The following is a 15,177-nucleotide window of genomic DNA, read 5'->3' as shown; positions in this document are numbered from 1 at the left end:
AAACCACCAATTAACGCCGACCTGTGCAGGGCTCATGCATGCCGCGCGGCCACCGCCGCGGGGGTCAGGCGGCCTGCACCTCCAGCCGCGCCCCGAACTCGCGCACCACCGGTTCGTCCCGGTACGGCTCCAATCGCTGCTGGAAGTCGTCCAGATACTCGCTGCCGCGGCTGGACCGCAGCGCCCCCAGCAGATCCACCGCCTGGGTGCCGATCTGGCACGCCTGCTCCACCTCGCGCTCCTGTACGTGCGCCGTGGCCAGCAGCAGCAGCCCGATCGCCCGCCGCCGCACCCGCCCCTCCGGATGGCCCTCCAGGGCCTCTTCGGCACGCCGCCGGGCCGACTCGGCCTGGCCGAGGTCGCGATGGCAGTGGGCCAGCTCATCGGACAGATAGGCGCGGTCGAAGTGCTGGATCCACACCGGGTCGTCACCGGACGCGCCACCGCTGCCGTCGGCCCGCTCCATGGCGTCCAGCGCCCGCCCGCCCGCAGCCTGGCTGGAACGGGCGTCGCCCAGCAGGGCATGGCCACGGGCCTCGGCGGCCAGGAACATCGCCTCGGCGCGCGGCGGCACCTGGCCGCGCGAACCTTCCTGCGCGGCCTTCGCCAACTGGGCGATCTCCCGCGGATTTCCCAGCTGGGCGGCGAGATGGCTCATGCTGGCGGCGAGCACATAGCCGCCGTAGCCACGGTCCCCGGCGGCCTGGGCCAGCCGCAGCGCCTGGATGTAGTAGCGCTGGGCGAGTCCGGACTGGCCGGTGTCCACCGCCATGTATCCGGCCAGCTCCGTCAACCGGGAGACCGCTCCGAAGAGTTCCCGGCCGACCGTCTCCCGATAGGAACCGGCGAGCAGCCCGGAGACCACACTGTTCAGATAGTGGACAACAACGGGGCGGACATGTCCGCTGCCGTAGCGGTGGTCCAGTTCCACGAGCGCGTCGGTCGTGGCGCGCACCGCCGCCACGTCGGAACGGCCCACCCGGGCCCCGGCCGTGCGCGCCACCTGGACATCGGCACCGGTGATCAGCCAGTCGCGGCTGGGCTCGACCAGCGCGGAGGCGGCGACCGTGGACCCGCTCAGGAAGTCGCGGCGACCGACATCGCTCCGCCACAGCTCACAGACCTGCTCTATGGCGCCGACGACGGTGGGCGAGAACTGGAGCCCGACCCCCGACGCCAGGTTCTTGCCGTTGGCCATCCCGATCTCGTCGATCGTGACCGTACGGCCCAGTTTGCGGCCGAGCGCCTCGGCGATGATCCCCGGGGCGCGCCCCCGGGGCTGCTGGCCGCGCAGCCAGCGGGCGACCGAGGTCTTGTCGTAGCGCAGATCGAGACCGTGCTCGGCGCCGCACATATTGACCCTGCGCGCCAAGCCGGCGTTGGAGCACGCGGCTTCCTGGATGAGCGCTTGCAGCCGTTCGTTCGGCTGTCGCGCCACAAGCGGCCTAGCGGCCATGGCTTACCCCCTGTGACTGCTGTGCGTTCTCGGCTCTTGCCGTCCCTTTTGATCAATGCCCCGCGGATATCGCGGATATACGGCGAATGCCGGTGAATACGAACCTTGCCCGCATTGACCCCATCGACCGCATCGTTCGCGTACGGCACCGACACGAGACCGGGGCAGCCCCCCGGACGACGCGGCACGGCGGCCGGAAACTCGTACGCCCGTCACGCATGGTGGCTACCCGCTCACAGAGCCGCCACCTCATACGCGCCCCCGGTCGTGCACCCATGCGCCCCGCATGACGTCGGCGCGCACCCCCGGCCCCCGGCCGCCCCCGCCCGGTCGGGTGCCCGGCCGTAACCCTTGTTGACGGCGGAAGTTGTCCTGTGCGTGGAAGAGACCATGGACGTGACAGGAACATCACAGATCCCCCGGCAGCGCGGCGAGCGGCTGGTCGACACCGCGGTGCGCTATGCCGAGGAGCGGCACTGGGACGTGCTCGCCGGCGCCTGGCTGGAGCCGGTGGCCGGGGTGGAGCGCTGTTCCTGCGCGGCCGCCGACTGCCCGTCCCCCGGGGCCCATCCGCTCGGCCGGGACTGGGTGAACCAGGCGACCGGCAGCCCGGTCGTGGTCCGCCGGATGTGGGCCACGAACCCGCACGCGTCGATCCTGCTGCCCACCGGCCGCACCTTCGACGCCCTCGACGTCCCCGAGTCGGCGGGCTGTCTGGCGCTGGCGCGGATGGAGCGGCGGAACGTCGAGCTGGGACCGGTCACCTCCACCGCCACCCGCCGGATGCTCTTCTTCGTCCTCCCCGGCGGCGCCGCCAAGTCCCCCGAACTGGTGCGCAATCTGGGCTGGCCGCCGGACGCCATCGATCTGGTGGCCCGCGGCGAGGGTGACTACGTGGTCGCGCCCCCGACCCGGGTCGGCCGCCACGGACCGGTCCAGTGGGCCCGCCGCCCCACCGCCGCCAACCGCTGGCTCCCCGACGCCGAGGAGCTGGTCAGCGCGCTCGCCTACGCCTGCGGACGGGACGGCCGGCGGGAGAGCGGCTGACGGACCGGATCCCTCCGGACCTCCCCCGCGTAGGGTGTTCGCCCACGGGGCACGACCGGCCCCGCACAACACATGACGTGGGAAGAACGGGGTGGATCCGGTGCCGGAGGACACAACTCGGCCGCGCCAGGAGGGCGTCGCCGCGGTACGGGTGAGCGGGCTGTGGAAGCGCTACGGCGAGCAGATCGCGGTCCACGGCATCGATCTGGAGCTGCCCGCGGGCCAGTTCATCGGCCTCGTCGGCCCCAACGGGGCGGGCAAGACCACCACCCTCTCGATGATCACCGGGCTGCTGCGGCCCGACTCCGGCACCGTCGAGGTCGCCGGACATGACGTCTGGCGCGACCCGGCCGAAGTCAAGGCGCGGATCGGGGTACTGCCCGAGGGGCTGCGGCTCTTCGAGCGGCTGTCCGGCCGCGAACTGCTGGCCTACACCGGGCGGCTGCGCGGTCTGCCCGGGGCCGAGGTCGACAAGCGCGCCGCCCAGCTGCTGGACGTCCTGGACCTGGCGGGCGCCCAGAACAAGCTGGTGATCGACTACTCGACCGGTATGCGGAAGAAGATCGGCCTGGCCGCCGCACTCCTCCACAATCCTGAAGTCCTCTTCCTCGACGAGCCCTTCGAAGGCGTCGACCCGGTCTCCGCGCAGACCATTCGCGGCGTGCTGGAGCGCTACACCCACTCCGGTGCCACCGTTGTCTTCTCCAGCCATGTGATGGAACTGGTGGAGTCGCTGTGCGACTGGGTCGCGGTGATGGCGACCGGACGGATCCGGGCGCACGGACCGCTGGCCGAGGTGCGCGGCGACGCCCCCTCCCTCCAGAACGCCTTCCTGGAGCTGGTCGGCGCCCAGCGGCACGGCGCGGGCCATGACCTCGACTGGCTCGGCGGCGGTGCCCGATGACGGTCACCGATCCGCTGGGCACCACCGCCCCGGCGCCCCCGGCCGCCCCGACCGGATCGCTCACCCCGGTCTTTGTCACCCTGAAGCTGTCGCTGCTGCGCAACGGGCTGCGGCAGTCCGCGGGCCGCCGCGCGGCGTACATCACCTCGATCGTCTTCACGCTGCTCTTCGCCGCGCTGCAACTGCTCGGTCTGGTGCTGCTGCGCGGCCATGACCACGCCGCCGCGCTGGTCACCGTGGGCAGCGCGGTGCTCGCCCTGGGCTGGGCGGTGGTACCGCTGTTCTTCCCCGGCGGTGACGAAACCCTGGACCCGACCCGGCTGGTGATGCTGCCGCTGCGGCCGCGCCCGCTGATCGTCGCGCTGCTGCTGTCCTCCCTCATCGGCATCGGCCCGCTGTTCACCCTGACCCTGGCGGCGGGTTCGGCCGTGGCGCTCGCGCACGGGGCGGCCGCCGTCGTGGCGGGCGTCGTGGCCGTGGCGTTGAACCTGCTGGTGTGCGTGGCGCTGGCACGGGCCGTCGCCACGGCCAACATCCGGCTGCTGACCAGCCGCAAGGGCCGCGATCTGGCGCTGCTGAGCGGGCTGTTCGTGGCCGTCGGCCTCCAGTTCGTGAACGTCGGCTGGCAGCAGCTCTCCGGCAAGAACGGTCTTTCGGTGCTGGAGCCCGCCGCCGATGTGCTGCGCTGGGTGCCGCCCGCCGCGGCGGTCGACGCCGTCCAGGGCGTGAGCGAGGGCGCGTACGCCACCGCCGCCGCCCAGTTCGCCCTGACCGCGGGCGCGCTGGCGCTGCTGCTGTGGTGGTGGCAGCGGAGTCTGACTCATCTGATGACCGCGCCGGACGCCTCCACGCTCCAGGCGGACGCCCCCGGGCGGGAGTCGGGGCGGCGGGACGCGGGCGGTCCGCTGGGGCGGCTGCTGCCCGCGGGCCGCACCGGCGTCGTGCTGCACCAGACCCTCCGCTACGCCGTGCGGAACCCCAAGACCAAGGCCAGTTGGGCGACCTCGCTGGCGATCGGGCTGCTGCTACCCGTCATCACCTCGCTCCAGGGCGCCGGGTCCGTCTACACCGCCCTCTGGGCCCCCGGGCTGCTGGGCATGCAGATGTACAACCAGTTCGGCCAGGACTCCTCGGCGTTCTGGATGGTCTCGCAGACGATCTCCTCGCGCCGGGACGCCTATCTGGAACTGCGCGGACGGGCGATGGCGATCGGCCTGGTCGCCCTGCCGTACACCACCCTCGCGATGATCGTCGCCGCCGCGTTCATGCACCGGTGGGACGCCGCGCCCGAGACGCTGGGGATGGGCCTGGGGCTGCTCGGCGCGCTGGTGGCGACCGGCGCCCTGACCTCGGCGCAGTTCCCGTACTCCATCCCCCAGGACAGCGGCTACAAGAACGTCGCGCCCGGACAGACGGGGATCGCGTGGATCAGCATCTTCGGCGGGATGATCGCGGGCGCGGTACTCAGCGCACCGGTGCTGGGCATGACGATCTGGTTGCACCTCAGCGGCGGGCATGAACTCCTGTGGCTGGTACTGCCGGTGGGCGCGGTCTACGGCGTGTTGATCGCGGAGGCCGGGCTGCGGCTGGCCGCGCCGCGCACGCTGGCCCGGCTGCCGGAGATCCTGACGGCGGTGAGCAAGGGCTGAGGCGGTGCCGTCGGCACCGCCTCAACTGGTGAAACGTCACTGCCGGTCGGGACCGGGACTAGTCGAGGTACTTGCTGTAGACCCAGCCACTGGTCCCGGCCCGGATTCCCGAGGTGGTCCGCTTCAAGATCTTTCCGTAGGACCAGCTCTTCTCGAAGACCCGGGTGCGGCAGTAGTACCGGAATGAATCCCCTCGGTAAAGCGTCCCTATCGCACGGTAACGCTGACCGGGGCCGGTACGGAATCGAGCACCGCTGGTGTCGACCTTCAAATTGACATTCGGTGAATTGAACCGGCAGGCGGACGGCCCGACCGCCGACGCCGTGGGCGCCAGCGCCACCGAACCCCCCAGCATCAGCACCGCCGAGAGCACGACCAAAGAGGCTTTACGCTTGATCTTCACGCAATCTCCCCCCGTGATCAGTTAATTCATCGCGCTTCCACGAGCGTAGCACCAGCCAATCCCGCTCCACCGCACCGGAAAAAGCGGGCGATTCCGGAGAAGTTGAATTCCGGAAGAGGGGCGGATGAATATGAGGGAATGTCAGGCGAGGGCGTCACGGGTCAGCCGGGCGGCATCCGTATGGCCGGACAGCGCCATCGTCAGCTCGAACTCCCCCAGTACGCACCGGATGACATGCTCCACTCCCGCTTGTCCGTCCAGCCCCAGCCCGTATGCGTAGGGCCGCCCCAGCAGCACCGCGCGGGCGCCGAGCGCCAGCGCCTTGAACACGTCGTCCCCGGTGCGGATCCCGCTGTCGAAGAGCACCGCCAGCCGGTCGCCCACCGCGTCCACCACGCCCGGGAGCGCCTCGGCGGCCCCGATCGACCCCGCCACCTGACGGCCGCCGTGGTTGGAGACGACCACCCCGTCCATCCCCGCGGCCTCCGCGCGGCGGGCGTCATCGGGGTGCAGGATCCCCTTGAGCACGATCGGCCCGTCCCAGTGCTCCCGCAGGAACGCCAGATCCTCCCAGGTCTTCCCCGGATCGCCGAACATCCGCACAAAGTGCAGCACCGCCGCGTCCAGGTCTTCGTGCACCGGTTTGGCCAGCCCGGCCTGGAAGGCGGGATCGGTGAAGTAGTTGGCGGTCCCGACACCCCGCAGGAACGGCAGATACGCCTGGTCGAGATCGCGCGGCCGCCACGCCAGCAACGGAGTGTCCAGGGTCACCAGCAGCGCGGTGAACCCCGATGACCTCGCCCGGTCCAGAAAGCTCTTGGTGACCTCGCGGTCCTTGCCCCAGTAGAGCTGGAACCACCGCTCCCCGTCCCCCATCGCCTCGGCCACCTGCTCCATCGGCGTACTGGACGCCGAGGACAGCACAAACGGCACCCCCTGCGCGGCCGCCGCGCGGGCCGCGGCGGCCTCCGCGTCCGGGTGCATGATCGACAGCACCCCGATGGGCGCGAGGGCGAGCGGCGCGGCCAGCCGCGTACCCAGCAGCTCCACCGACAGATCCCGCCGACTGGTGTCCCGGAGCATCCGCGGCACGATCCGATACCGGTCCAGCGCCGCCCGGTTGGCCCGCTCGGTGGAGCCGCTGCCCGCGCTGCCCGCCACATAGCCGACCGGCCCGGGACCCAACCGCGCGGCGGCCATCTCCGCCAGCCGGGACGGATCGGCGGGCAGCCGGGGCACGGCGCCGGTCATCCCCTTGAGATAGATCTCGTACTGGAACGCAGCCCAGTCCTTGCCCGGTTCCGGCTCCGTGCTTCCGCCGCCGATCATCCGTGGTCCTCCCGCGTCCGGTTCCCTGCCCGATGTCCTGACGCCATGGCTTCCCCGAACGCCTCGTTGGACACCGGAGCCGCCGCTTCGCCGCCGGCGTCACAGCAGGCCCGATACGCACACAGGGCATGACGAATAACCTCGGACCAACTTCCCAAGCCATCGGGAAATCCACCCGGTTCGGACACCGTCGACCTTAACGATCAGCGAAATGGCCGAGGAGCAGGCTGTCATGGACACCCCCTAGGATCTCCCTACGCGATCGCGCCACGGGAGATCCGAAAAGGGGGCGTGATGGCGACAGTTACTCGTATGGGGAGATCGACTTGCCGTTCAACAAGGTGACTTTGCTGCGCATCGGTGCGCCCGTGGCCGTCCTGGCGCTGGCGCTGACCGGCTGTGGATCTCATGGCAAAAAGGGCAGCTCGTCCAAGTCCAAGAAGCACAAGTCCAGCTCCTCGAACTTCAGCAGCGGGCACAAGAGCGGTGCCAAGAAGAGCCGTTCGGCCGCGAGCAAGCTGCTCAAGCCAGGTCAGTCGGCCTCGCGGGCGTTCCGGGAGGACACCGGCGTGAAGCCGTTCTACCGGATCGCCGCGCAGAAGGTCGACATCGGCACCAATGCCGACGCCAAGGCGCTGGTCTCGGACCCTGCGGACGCCAAGGGCAAGGTGCCCGCAGTGGTGTACGTGACCTACACCCATGTCACCGGTGATGTCGTCCCGGAATTCCCGAGGGTCGGCGACTACGCCGATGTGCTCGCCAACGGGCAGCGGGGGACGAAGGTCATCGGCAACGTCAAGGAGCCGAAGGGCTGCGCGGACTCGGACGACGTCAAGAACTGGAAGGACGACCAGAGCTACACCTTCTGCAACACCTTCCTCGTGCCCGAGCACCCGAAGTCCATCAGGGTGACCTGGACCGAAATCGGCGGCGACCCGTTCACCTGGAAGTTCTCATGACGGAGCAGCCGCGGGGGCTGCTGCCGATCACCCGGAGCGGTCTTGTCTCCGACGCCCGGCTGGAACGCGCGGTGCGGCGGATCGGCGCCCGGCACCGGATGGACTACTTCGACGACGACGCCGTCCGCGCCATGTTCACCGAGCACAAGCGGCTGCTTGCCCGCACCGGCCGGGGCAGGGGCGTGATCGGCATCCTCGCCCTGCTCGTGGGGTTCTGCTGGCCGCTCTTCGTACAGCAGTCGCCCACCTATGTGGTGGCGTCGGACCCGTACTCGGGGCGGTCGGCCAAGGACGCGATCTCGCTGGGCGCGGCGGTGCTGCTGGTGGTGGTCGGCGTCTGTCTGGTGGTCTCCACCTACCGCGCCCATATGCGGCAGCTGCGCCACCCCCGGCTGACCGGCTACCGCCAGGTGCTGGCCGCCGCCACGGCCTACGGCGTACCGGTGGCGCGGGTGCCGGACTGGCTGATCGGCAAGGACCGGAACGGCGGCCGGGCGAGGGCCCCGCTGCCCCGCTACGAAACCGGCCCCACCCCGGGAACTCCGGCGCCCGCACAGCCGACGGACGGGCAGCGGGTACCCGAAAAGCCAGGCGCGGTCGCCGAGTACGAGCGCATCGCGGACCAGGGCGGCTGGCATGACGAGACCGGCTGGCTGCTGCTCTTCGCGGGCGGTGGCGGCCTGCTGTGGGCGGCCACCGAACTCGACTCCCTCCTGCCCGGTGTGCTGGCTCTCGGCGTCTGCACGGCGCTGGCGGTCTGGGTCTGGACGATCGGCGCCGCGCAGGGCAGGCACAAGGACGCGCTGCGCGACCAGGCCCGCTCCTATGTCCAGGCGCTGATGGCGGCCCAGGCGGCGGGCTCGGTGATCCCTGAGCTCTCGCCAGAGCTCCAGGCGCTCATCGACGACTGAACCCGGCGGGAGCGCCCCGTGCGCTCCCGCCCCTCAGACCGGAAGCGCCGCGGCCAGGAAGGGCTCCACCACCCGGCGCCAGCCGTCCGGTTGGTCGTAGTGGACCAGATGGCCCGCGTCCACCACCTCCGCATACTGCCCGCGGGGCAGCACCCGCACCATCTCCTGGGCCTCGGCCCGGCCCAGCTCGCCGTCCAGCCCCCGCACCACCAGCGTGGGGCACTCCACCAGCGCCAGATCTTCCCAATGGGCGTCATGGACCCAGGTCTCACGGGCCCTCAGCATCTGCCGCCGGGAGAAGACCGGCCGCCAGCCGTCCGACCGCTCGGCCATGACCTCGGCGAAGAACTCGCCCCGCGATGGACTCGGCCGCTCCAGCACCGGATCGTCCTCGCCGAACCACTTCCGCACATCGGCCAGCGTCGCGAACGGCACCGGCCATGACCTGAACCACTCCGTCCACTCCCGCTGCGACGCCGCGCCCAGCGCCGAGGCCCGCATATCGCAGATGACCAGGGCCCGGACCAGATCGGGGCGATGCGCCGCGAACTGCCAGGCCGTCAGGGCGCCCATCGCATGGCCGACAAGGGTGACCGGCGCCAGACCGAGCTGCTCGACGGCGGCCACCGCGTCCTCCACATAGGCGCCGCGGTCGAACGGCCCCTCTGGGGGCTTCTCACTGCGGCCGTGGCCGCGCTGATCCAGGGCGACGGGCCGATGCCGGGTGGAGAGCCAGCGGGCGGTCTCCGCCCAATGAGCGGCGCGGCCCATCAGCCCATGGAGGAGCAGTACTCCCGGCCCGCACGCTCCCGCCCGGCCACAAGCCTTCGGCGGATCGGTGAACTCCCAGGCAGCGAGCCGGACGCCGCCGGCCCCGCTTACGTTGATGCGGCGCACCATGTGTTCTGGCACCTCCATCCCTCTCTCGAGCAAGCCCACAGTATCGAACCCCTATTCGAATGTGAGGGTGTCGCCGCCCAACACCCCTCGTTCGAGTGACCATGCTCAAGGATTGGTCGTCTCCGCCGAGGGGAGACAGCTAGCGGGAGGCGGACTGCTCGGGGAAGGGAGTCCGCGGGGGACGACCCTGGGAGCTCGGGGCTCCGGGTCACCACGGCCCCGGGTCGCACCGGCCGCGTTCGCGCGGTCCGCGCGGCCCGGGGCCCAGCGGGGGGACATGGGGAAGCGGGGCCCCGGCACCTCTCGGCGCCGGGGCCCTCGCCCAGGAACACCCGCCCGGCCCCACTGCCCGTCGGGTCCATTGGAGCCCCCTCCCCTGACCCCAGAAACGCCTCGGCGCGCGAGCATGCACGCATATGCGTCAGCGTCGCACGCGGCGGCGCGGCCCGCTCGGGGTTCCCTCAACTCCGGTGTCGGGAATATCCGTCGCCGCAGGTGGCGGCGGACGAACTCAGAAAAGGGGCAAAAGTGTCAGCGCTTGGCCACGAAGACGTGGGAGGCGATCTCCGCCTCCAGCTCCGCCGCCTCACCGCTACTGCCGACCAGCACACCACCCGGCGACTCGGTGACACTCACCACCGAACCCGGCTGCACCCCGGCCCGCCGCAGCGTGTACATCAGCTGGGCGTCCGTCTGAATGGGCTCGCCGATCCGGCGCACCACCACCGTCTTGCCCTCGGTGCCGGGCTCCAGCTCGCGCAGGCTCACCATGCTGTCGTCCAGGAACGGATCGGCCTCGGCCTTCTCGCCCAGCTCCTCCAGGCCCGGGATCGGATTGCCGTACGGCGACTCGGTCGGATGGCGCAGCAGCTCCAGCACCCGCCGCTCCACCGCCTCGCTCATCACATGCTCCCAGCGGCACGCCTCGGCGTGGACCTGCTCCCACTCCAGCCCGATCACATCCACGAGCAGGCACTCCGCGAGCCGGTGCTTACGCATCACCCGGGTGGCCAGCCGACGACCCTCGTCGGTGAGCTCCAGATGACGGTCACCCGCGACCGTCACCAGACCGTCGCGCTCCATCCGCGCCACCGTCTGGCTGACCGTGGGGCCGCTCTGATCGAGCCGCTCGGCGATCCGGGCGCGCATGGGGACCACGCCCTCCTCCTCGAGCTCGAGGATGGTGCGGAGATACATCTCCGTGGTGTCGATGAGTCCGGACATGCGTGCCCCTAGATGTGTCGTGCGGTGGCCCTGACCCAATTCTGACGCATCCCACCGACAACGGGGCCGAGTCGACCCCTTCCATCCCGACGGAGGGGACTGCTATTGACAGCGTCATGATCCAAACACACACCGGAACAACACCGAAGGGCACCCGCCTATGAGCGACTCCGAAGCGGCCGGACGCTTCTTCGACGCCGCCATCGGCCTGCTGCGACGCGTACAGAACGAGGAATCCGAACAGATCACCGCCGCGGGCCGGCTGATCGCGGACACCGTCATCGAAGGCGGCCGCCTCTTCACCTTCGGCGCCGGACACTCCTCGCTCCCCGCCCAGGACGTCGTCTACCGCGCGGGCGGCCTGGCGCTGATGAATCTGCTCCCGGCCCCCGGCCTGGTCGGCGTGGACGTCATGCCCGCGACCCTCGGCAGCGCGCTGGAGCGGATCGAGGGGCTGGCCTCCACCGTCCTGGAGCAGAGCCCGCTCCGCGCCGGGGACCTGCTGATCGTCGTTTCGCTCTCGGGCCGCAACGTCCTGCCCGTCGAACTGGCGAGAACCGCCCGCGCACAGGGAATCACCGTGATCGGGGTGACCTCGCTCGCCTACGCGACCGGCACGGCCCCCCGCAATCCCTCGGGCGACTTCCTGAAGGACCACTGCGACCTGGTCCTCGACAACAAGATCTCGATCGGCGACGCCGAACTGACGGCCGAAGGAGTCGGTGCCCCCTTCGCCCCCGCCTCCACGGTGGTGACGAGCGCCCTGATGCAGGCGGTGATCGCGACAGCGGTCGAGGAACTGGCGAAGAGCGGCAAGGAACCGCCGATGCTCAGAACAGGCAACGTGGACGGCGGCCACGAGTGGAACAAGCACGTGATGACCGACTACGCGGACCGCATCTTCTACCACCGCTGAACGGGCAGCCGCCGACGAAACACAGATGGCAGGAACCCCCCCCCCACCGGGGGGCAGCCGCCGACGAAACGGGAGGGGACGGCGTCGCAGGGGTGGGGGGCCTGGACACTCGGGGTCCCCCATGCCGAAGGCCAGGGGCGTATTTGTGGCGCCAATTCCCGGCCCACCCAGCTTCTCCGGGCACCGGCGCCTAAATAGACGGTCCAGGCCCCACCCCGGAGGCCCCGGCCCCGCACCCGCCAGCGCACCCCGGGCGCACCCGCACCCACACCATCAGCAGCCGCCCGCCCGACCGGCGAGGTCCACCGCCGCCGCCACCCGCGCCGCCACATCTTCCGCGTACACCGCATCCGTACGGTCGAACGCCCGACGCGTCGGCCCGCGCAGAAACGTGGCCACCCCCAGCGTGCGGCCCCGGCTGCGCAGCACCGCGCAGAGCCCGTGCACAGTCCCGTCCGGCCATTTGCGGGCCGCCGTCCACTGCGCCAGCGCCACCTCGTCCGTCCGGGACGCACTGGTCCGTACCGCGCCGCACCGCTCCACCGCCTGGAGCGCCGGATGCCCCTCCGGGTACGCCACCGGGATCCCGCCCGGAACCGTCGGCGGACACAGCCCCGGGCTGTCGCACGGCGTCGCGACAACCCGCACCAGCCGAACGCCGTCACCTTCCAAGGGCATCCGGACCAGATCGACCAGCGCATGGTCCGCGAACCCCGCCAGCGCGAAGTCCAGGTGGACCGTGGCCGCCTCCATCGGGTCCTCGCACTCGGCCGCGGCCCGCGCCGCCCGGTGCAACTGGCTGCTCCGGAAGCGCATCCGGGCGCTCTCCTGCTCGTGCGCCTTCACGTCCGTCACGTCCTGGAAGATCCAGGCCACCCCGAGCGGCACCGGTTCCTCGGTGAGCGGCGAAGCCAGCCGCATGAAGCCGCTGCGCCAGCAGCGCCGCAGCGAGGCGGCCCCGGGAGCCCCGGGGCCGACCGCCCGCACCACGGCCTCGCCCTCCTCGAGGTCCTCGTAGCGGATGGCGTCCGCCATCTCCAGGTCCTCGTCCGCCTCGCGCAGCGTCACCCACAGCTCGGTGGGCGCGGGCGGGGCGCCCTCGGCCAGGACGTGCTGGAGGGCGCTCTCGACCTCCTCCACGCCCTGGTCGAGAAGATCCCCCAGCGGACGGCCGAGCACGGCCTTGCGCCCGGTGCGCAGGGCGCGCGCCGCGTTGCCGTTCACCACGGCCACCCGCAGATCGGCGTCGACGAGGACCACATTCCACGAGGCGTCCTCGAGCAGCGCCTCGCTCAGCGCGATCGACCGTTCCAGATCGATCTGCGAGTGAACCTCGCTGAAGGCGCAGTACACCCCGCTGGGACGGCCGTCCTCGCCGGACACCGGCGAGGACTGGGTGCGCACCAGAACCCGGCCGCCGTCCTTCGTCACCAGTGCGAATTCATGGACCTGGCGGGCTCCGGTGTCCAGCACCGCCATCAGCCGCCGCTGGACCTCGTCCGCGTCCGCCTCACGGGCCGCCCACCCCGCGAGCCCCTTGCGGCCGACGGCCTCGGCCGCCGTCCAGCCGAGGACGCGCTCGGCCTCGCGGTTCCAGTGCGTCACGATGCCGTCGGCGTCGAACGCGCACAGCGCCGCGTCCATGCCGTCGAGCAGCGCGGCGAGCAGATCGGAGTCGTCCCGGGCCTCCCGGTCGGGCCGGTCGGGGGCGGGCCCAGGGGCCGCGGACTGCGCGGGCACGGACCGCGCGGAACGCGCGGAACGGGCTGGACGCGCAGGTTCGGATCGTGGTGAAGCGGTCACCGGACACCCCCTGCTGGACGTGGCTGGCTGTGGTGGTGCACGTCGGGATATTGAACTCGAACGTGACGCGCGCCACACCACATTCCACCAAATCGTTGCCTCCCAGAAATTCGCTTGTGTGTGGCACGGGAGGGTTTTTAGGGTGTGGAGTACACGAGAAGGGAGGTGGTTCGGCAGATGTATGAAATCCGGACGCGTGAGGTGGCTGCGGGCTAGCGGTCCGTCGTCGCGCTCTGCGCATCGCCGGACTGGCGCACGAATCATGTGCGCAGCCGGCCCAATCCCAAGCAGTCACCCGACCCGCGGGTTGCCGGTACGTCCGACCGGCCTTCTGGTGCCATACGGCACGAGGAGACGACCCGCGGGTCGTCTGCGTCTGCGCTCCGCGAGACGTGCCGCGAGGTGCCGTCATGCGTCTGCGGCCACGTCGTGGCTGGTCGCGCAGTTCCCCGCGCCCCTACGGGGCACCCCGCCGCGTATCCGCTCCGCAGGACACGCCGCGAGGTACCGGCCCTGCGGCTGCGCCCTCGCCGGCGGCTACGTCGTGGCTGATCGCGCCCACGCGGCGGAGCCGCACATCGACACAGCCCCGCGCCCCTGGAGCCCCTCAGGGGCTCAGCCGTTCCACCTTCCACTGCTCGCCCTCGGCCGACGGCACCCACACATACCGCAGCCGGTCGTGCAGCCGGTTCTCGCGCCCCTGCCAGAACTCCACCGTCTCCGGCACCACCCGGAAGCCGCCCCACTCCGGCGGCACCGGCACCTGCTCACCCGGCGGATAGCGGTCCGCCAGCTCCGCGTAGGAGCGGTCCAGCTCGGCGCGGGAGCCGACCACCGAGGACTGGGCGCTGGCCCACGCCCCCAGCTGTGAACCGTGCGGGCGGGTCCGGAAGTAGGCCGCCGTCTCGTCCCGCCCGGTGCGCTGGGCGGTGCCCAGGACGATCACCTGCCGGGCGATCGGATGCCAGGGGAAGAGCAGCGAGACCTGCGGGTTCTCGGTCAACTCCCGGCCCTTGCGCGAGCCGTAGTTGGTGTAGAAGACGAAGCCGCGCTCGTCGAAGCTCTTCATCAGCACCGTGCGGGAACTGGGACGGCCGGTCGCGTCCGCGGTGGCGACGACCATCGCGTTGGGCTCGAAGAGCCCGCTTGCCACGGCCTGCTCGAACCAGCGGGTGAACTGCTCGTACGGATCGCCCGCGAGATCGGCCTCGGCGAGGCCCTCCGCGCGGTAGTGCTCGCGCATGGCGGCCGGGTCGTACATACGGGCAGACGCAGACATACGGGCAGACGCAGCGGCAGCGGACGCGGCGGAAACTGACGGCTCCGGGTCAACGTGAGGCACCCGCATATCTTGCAACATCACCGGTCCGCCGCAGGGGGTACCCCGAAAGAGCGAGGACTTCCCCACCATCGCGAGCCCATCGCGAGCACTCTCCCCCATCGCGGGGACCGGTAACCCTCTCTCCGGGGGACGGCGGGTGTGCCGCTTCTCACGCTTCCCCATGGGTAGCGTAGCCATCAGACTGTGGCTGACCATGCGCCTGTCAGAGTCTGGTGCCACACCATCTTCAGGCACGGCTGGGTGACCACCAGCCGCACGGGGCACACCACCGGATAGCCGGTACGGACCGCGAGCCGCGTCGACGCGGCCGTGGAACCGTCCCGGCGCCGGCGCC

The 15,177-nt window shown here is 71.1% G+C and carries 13 protein-coding genes; 6 read left to right on the top strand and 7 right to left on the bottom strand.

All coding sequences use genetic code 11. The features are described from left to right. Positions 1-64 precede the first annotated feature (64 nt). On the bottom strand, positions 65-1,456 hold the full coding sequence (locus JK363_RS01660) for an NsdA family TPR-like regulatory protein (protein ID WP_201870675.1): 1,392 nt from the start codon (positions 1,454-1,456) through the stop codon (positions 65-67). Between the two features lie 390 nt (positions 1,457-1,846). Between JK363_RS01660 and JK363_RS01655 the strand changes: the two genes are divergently transcribed. The 3 genes from JK363_RS01655 to JK363_RS01645 all read left to right on the top strand — a co-directional run bounded on the left by JK363_RS01655 (position 1,847) and on the right by JK363_RS01645 (position 5,056). Continuing rightward, positions 1,847-2,503, top strand: coding sequence for a bifunctional DNA primase/polymerase (locus JK363_RS01655; RefSeq protein WP_201870674.1), 657 nt, complete (start codon positions 1,847-1,849; stop codon positions 2,501-2,503). Positions 2,504-2,603: 100 nt separating this feature from the next. Further along, positions 2,604-3,407, top strand: a complete 804-nt coding sequence (locus tag JK363_RS01650) for an ABC transporter ATP-binding protein (RefSeq protein WP_307821539.1) — start codon at positions 2,604-2,606, stop codon at positions 3,405-3,407. Beyond that, positions 3,404-5,056: a transporter gene (locus JK363_RS01645; RefSeq protein ID WP_201870673.1), complete on the top strand. Its 1,653-nt coding sequence runs from the start codon at positions 3,404-3,406 to the stop codon at positions 5,054-5,056. Before JK363_RS01650 ends, JK363_RS01645 begins: the two co-directional genes overlap by 4 nt. Before the next feature lie 58 nt (positions 5,057-5,114). On the opposite strand, the gene JK363_RS01640 is transcribed toward JK363_RS01645, so the two are convergent. Next, on the bottom strand, positions 5,115-5,459 hold the full coding sequence (locus JK363_RS01640) for an SH3 domain-containing protein (RefSeq protein ID WP_201870672.1): 345 nt from the start codon (positions 5,457-5,459) through the stop codon (positions 5,115-5,117). Positions 5,460-5,600: 141 nt separating this feature from the next. Next, positions 5,601-6,788, bottom strand: coding sequence for a lactate 2-monooxygenase (locus tag JK363_RS01635; RefSeq protein ID WP_201870671.1), 1,188 nt, complete (start codon positions 6,786-6,788; stop codon positions 5,601-5,603). 326 nt (positions 6,789-7,114) lie between these two features. Between JK363_RS01635 and JK363_RS01630 the strand changes: the two genes are divergently transcribed. Then, entirely contained in the window at positions 7,115-7,747 is a 633-nt protein-coding gene (locus JK363_RS01630; protein ID WP_201870670.1) for a hypothetical protein, read from the top strand. Then, a complete protein-coding gene (locus tag JK363_RS01625) occupies positions 7,744-8,658 on the top strand; it encodes a hypothetical protein (RefSeq protein ID WP_201870669.1) in 915 nt (304 codons plus the stop codon). Before JK363_RS01630 ends, JK363_RS01625 begins: the two co-directional genes overlap by 4 nt. Before the next feature lie 33 nt (positions 8,659-8,691). On the opposite strand, the gene JK363_RS01620 is transcribed toward JK363_RS01625, so the two are convergent. Further along, a complete protein-coding gene (locus JK363_RS01620) occupies positions 8,692-9,558 on the bottom strand; it encodes an alpha/beta fold hydrolase (RefSeq protein ID WP_201870668.1) in 867 nt (288 codons plus the stop codon). 531 nt (positions 9,559-10,089) lie between these two features. Next, positions 10,090-10,782: an iron-dependent transcriptional repressor DtxR gene (locus JK363_RS01615; protein ID WP_176182365.1), complete on the bottom strand. Its 693-nt coding sequence runs from the start codon at positions 10,780-10,782 to the stop codon at positions 10,090-10,092. Positions 10,783-10,942: 160 nt separating this feature from the next. Between JK363_RS01615 and JK363_RS01610 the strand changes: the two genes are divergently transcribed. Further along, entirely contained in the window at positions 10,943-11,698 is a 756-nt protein-coding gene (locus JK363_RS01610; protein WP_201870667.1) for an SIS domain-containing protein, read from the top strand. A gap of 273 nt (positions 11,699-11,971) precedes the next feature. Here the strand turns inward: JK363_RS01610 and JK363_RS01605 are convergent, their stop codons facing one another. Continuing rightward, complete coding sequence (locus JK363_RS01605) at positions 11,972-13,438, bottom strand: PAS domain-containing protein (protein ID WP_307821537.1); 1,467 nt, start codon at positions 13,436-13,438, stop codon at positions 11,972-11,974. A 670-nt stretch (positions 13,439-14,108) separates the two neighbouring features. After that, on the bottom strand, positions 14,109-14,780 hold the full coding sequence (gene pdxH / locus JK363_RS01600) for a pyridoxamine 5'-phosphate oxidase (RefSeq protein WP_236075471.1): 672 nt from the start codon (positions 14,778-14,780) through the stop codon (positions 14,109-14,111). Positions 14,781-15,177 lie beyond the last annotated feature (397 nt).

This window comes from Streptomyces coffeae (assembly GCF_016741875.1).
Taxonomy (GTDB): Bacteria; Actinomycetota; Actinomycetes; order Streptomycetales; family Streptomycetaceae; genus Streptomyces; species Streptomyces coffeae.
This window is presented reverse-complemented; position numbering and strand designations above follow the sequence as displayed.

Excerpts from the sequence above, each read along its gene's own strand:
- JK363_RS01615 (WP_176182365.1), bottom strand. The coding sequence starts at position 10,782 with ATGTCCGGACTCATCGACACCACGGAGATGTATCTCCGCACCATCCTC.
- JK363_RS01610 (WP_201870667.1), top strand. The coding sequence starts at position 10,943 with ATGAGCGACTCCGAAGCGGCCGGACGCTTCTTCGACGCCGCCATCGGC.
- JK363_RS01660 (WP_201870675.1), bottom strand. The coding sequence starts at position 1,456 with ATGGCCGCTAGGCCGCTTGTGGCGCGACAGCCGAACGAACGGCTGCAA.
- JK363_RS01635 (WP_201870671.1), bottom strand. The coding sequence starts at position 6,788 with ATGATCGGCGGCGGAAGCACGGAGCCGGAACCGGGCAAGGACTGGGCT.
- JK363_RS01655 (WP_201870674.1), top strand. The coding sequence starts at position 1,847 with ATGGACGTGACAGGAACATCACAGATCCCCCGGCAGCGCGGCGAGCGG.
- JK363_RS01625 (WP_201870669.1), top strand. The coding sequence starts at position 7,744 with ATGACGGAGCAGCCGCGGGGGCTGCTGCCGATCACCCGGAGCGGTCTT.
- JK363_RS01645 (WP_201870673.1), top strand. The coding sequence starts at position 3,404 with ATGACGGTCACCGATCCGCTGGGCACCACCGCCCCGGCGCCCCCGGCC.
- JK363_RS01620 (WP_201870668.1), bottom strand. The coding sequence starts at position 9,558 with ATGGTGCGCCGCATCAACGTAAGCGGGGCCGGCGGCGTCCGGCTCGCT.
- pdxH (WP_236075471.1), bottom strand. The coding sequence starts at position 14,780 with ATGTCTGCGTCTGCCCGTATGTACGACCCGGCCGCCATGCGCGAGCAC.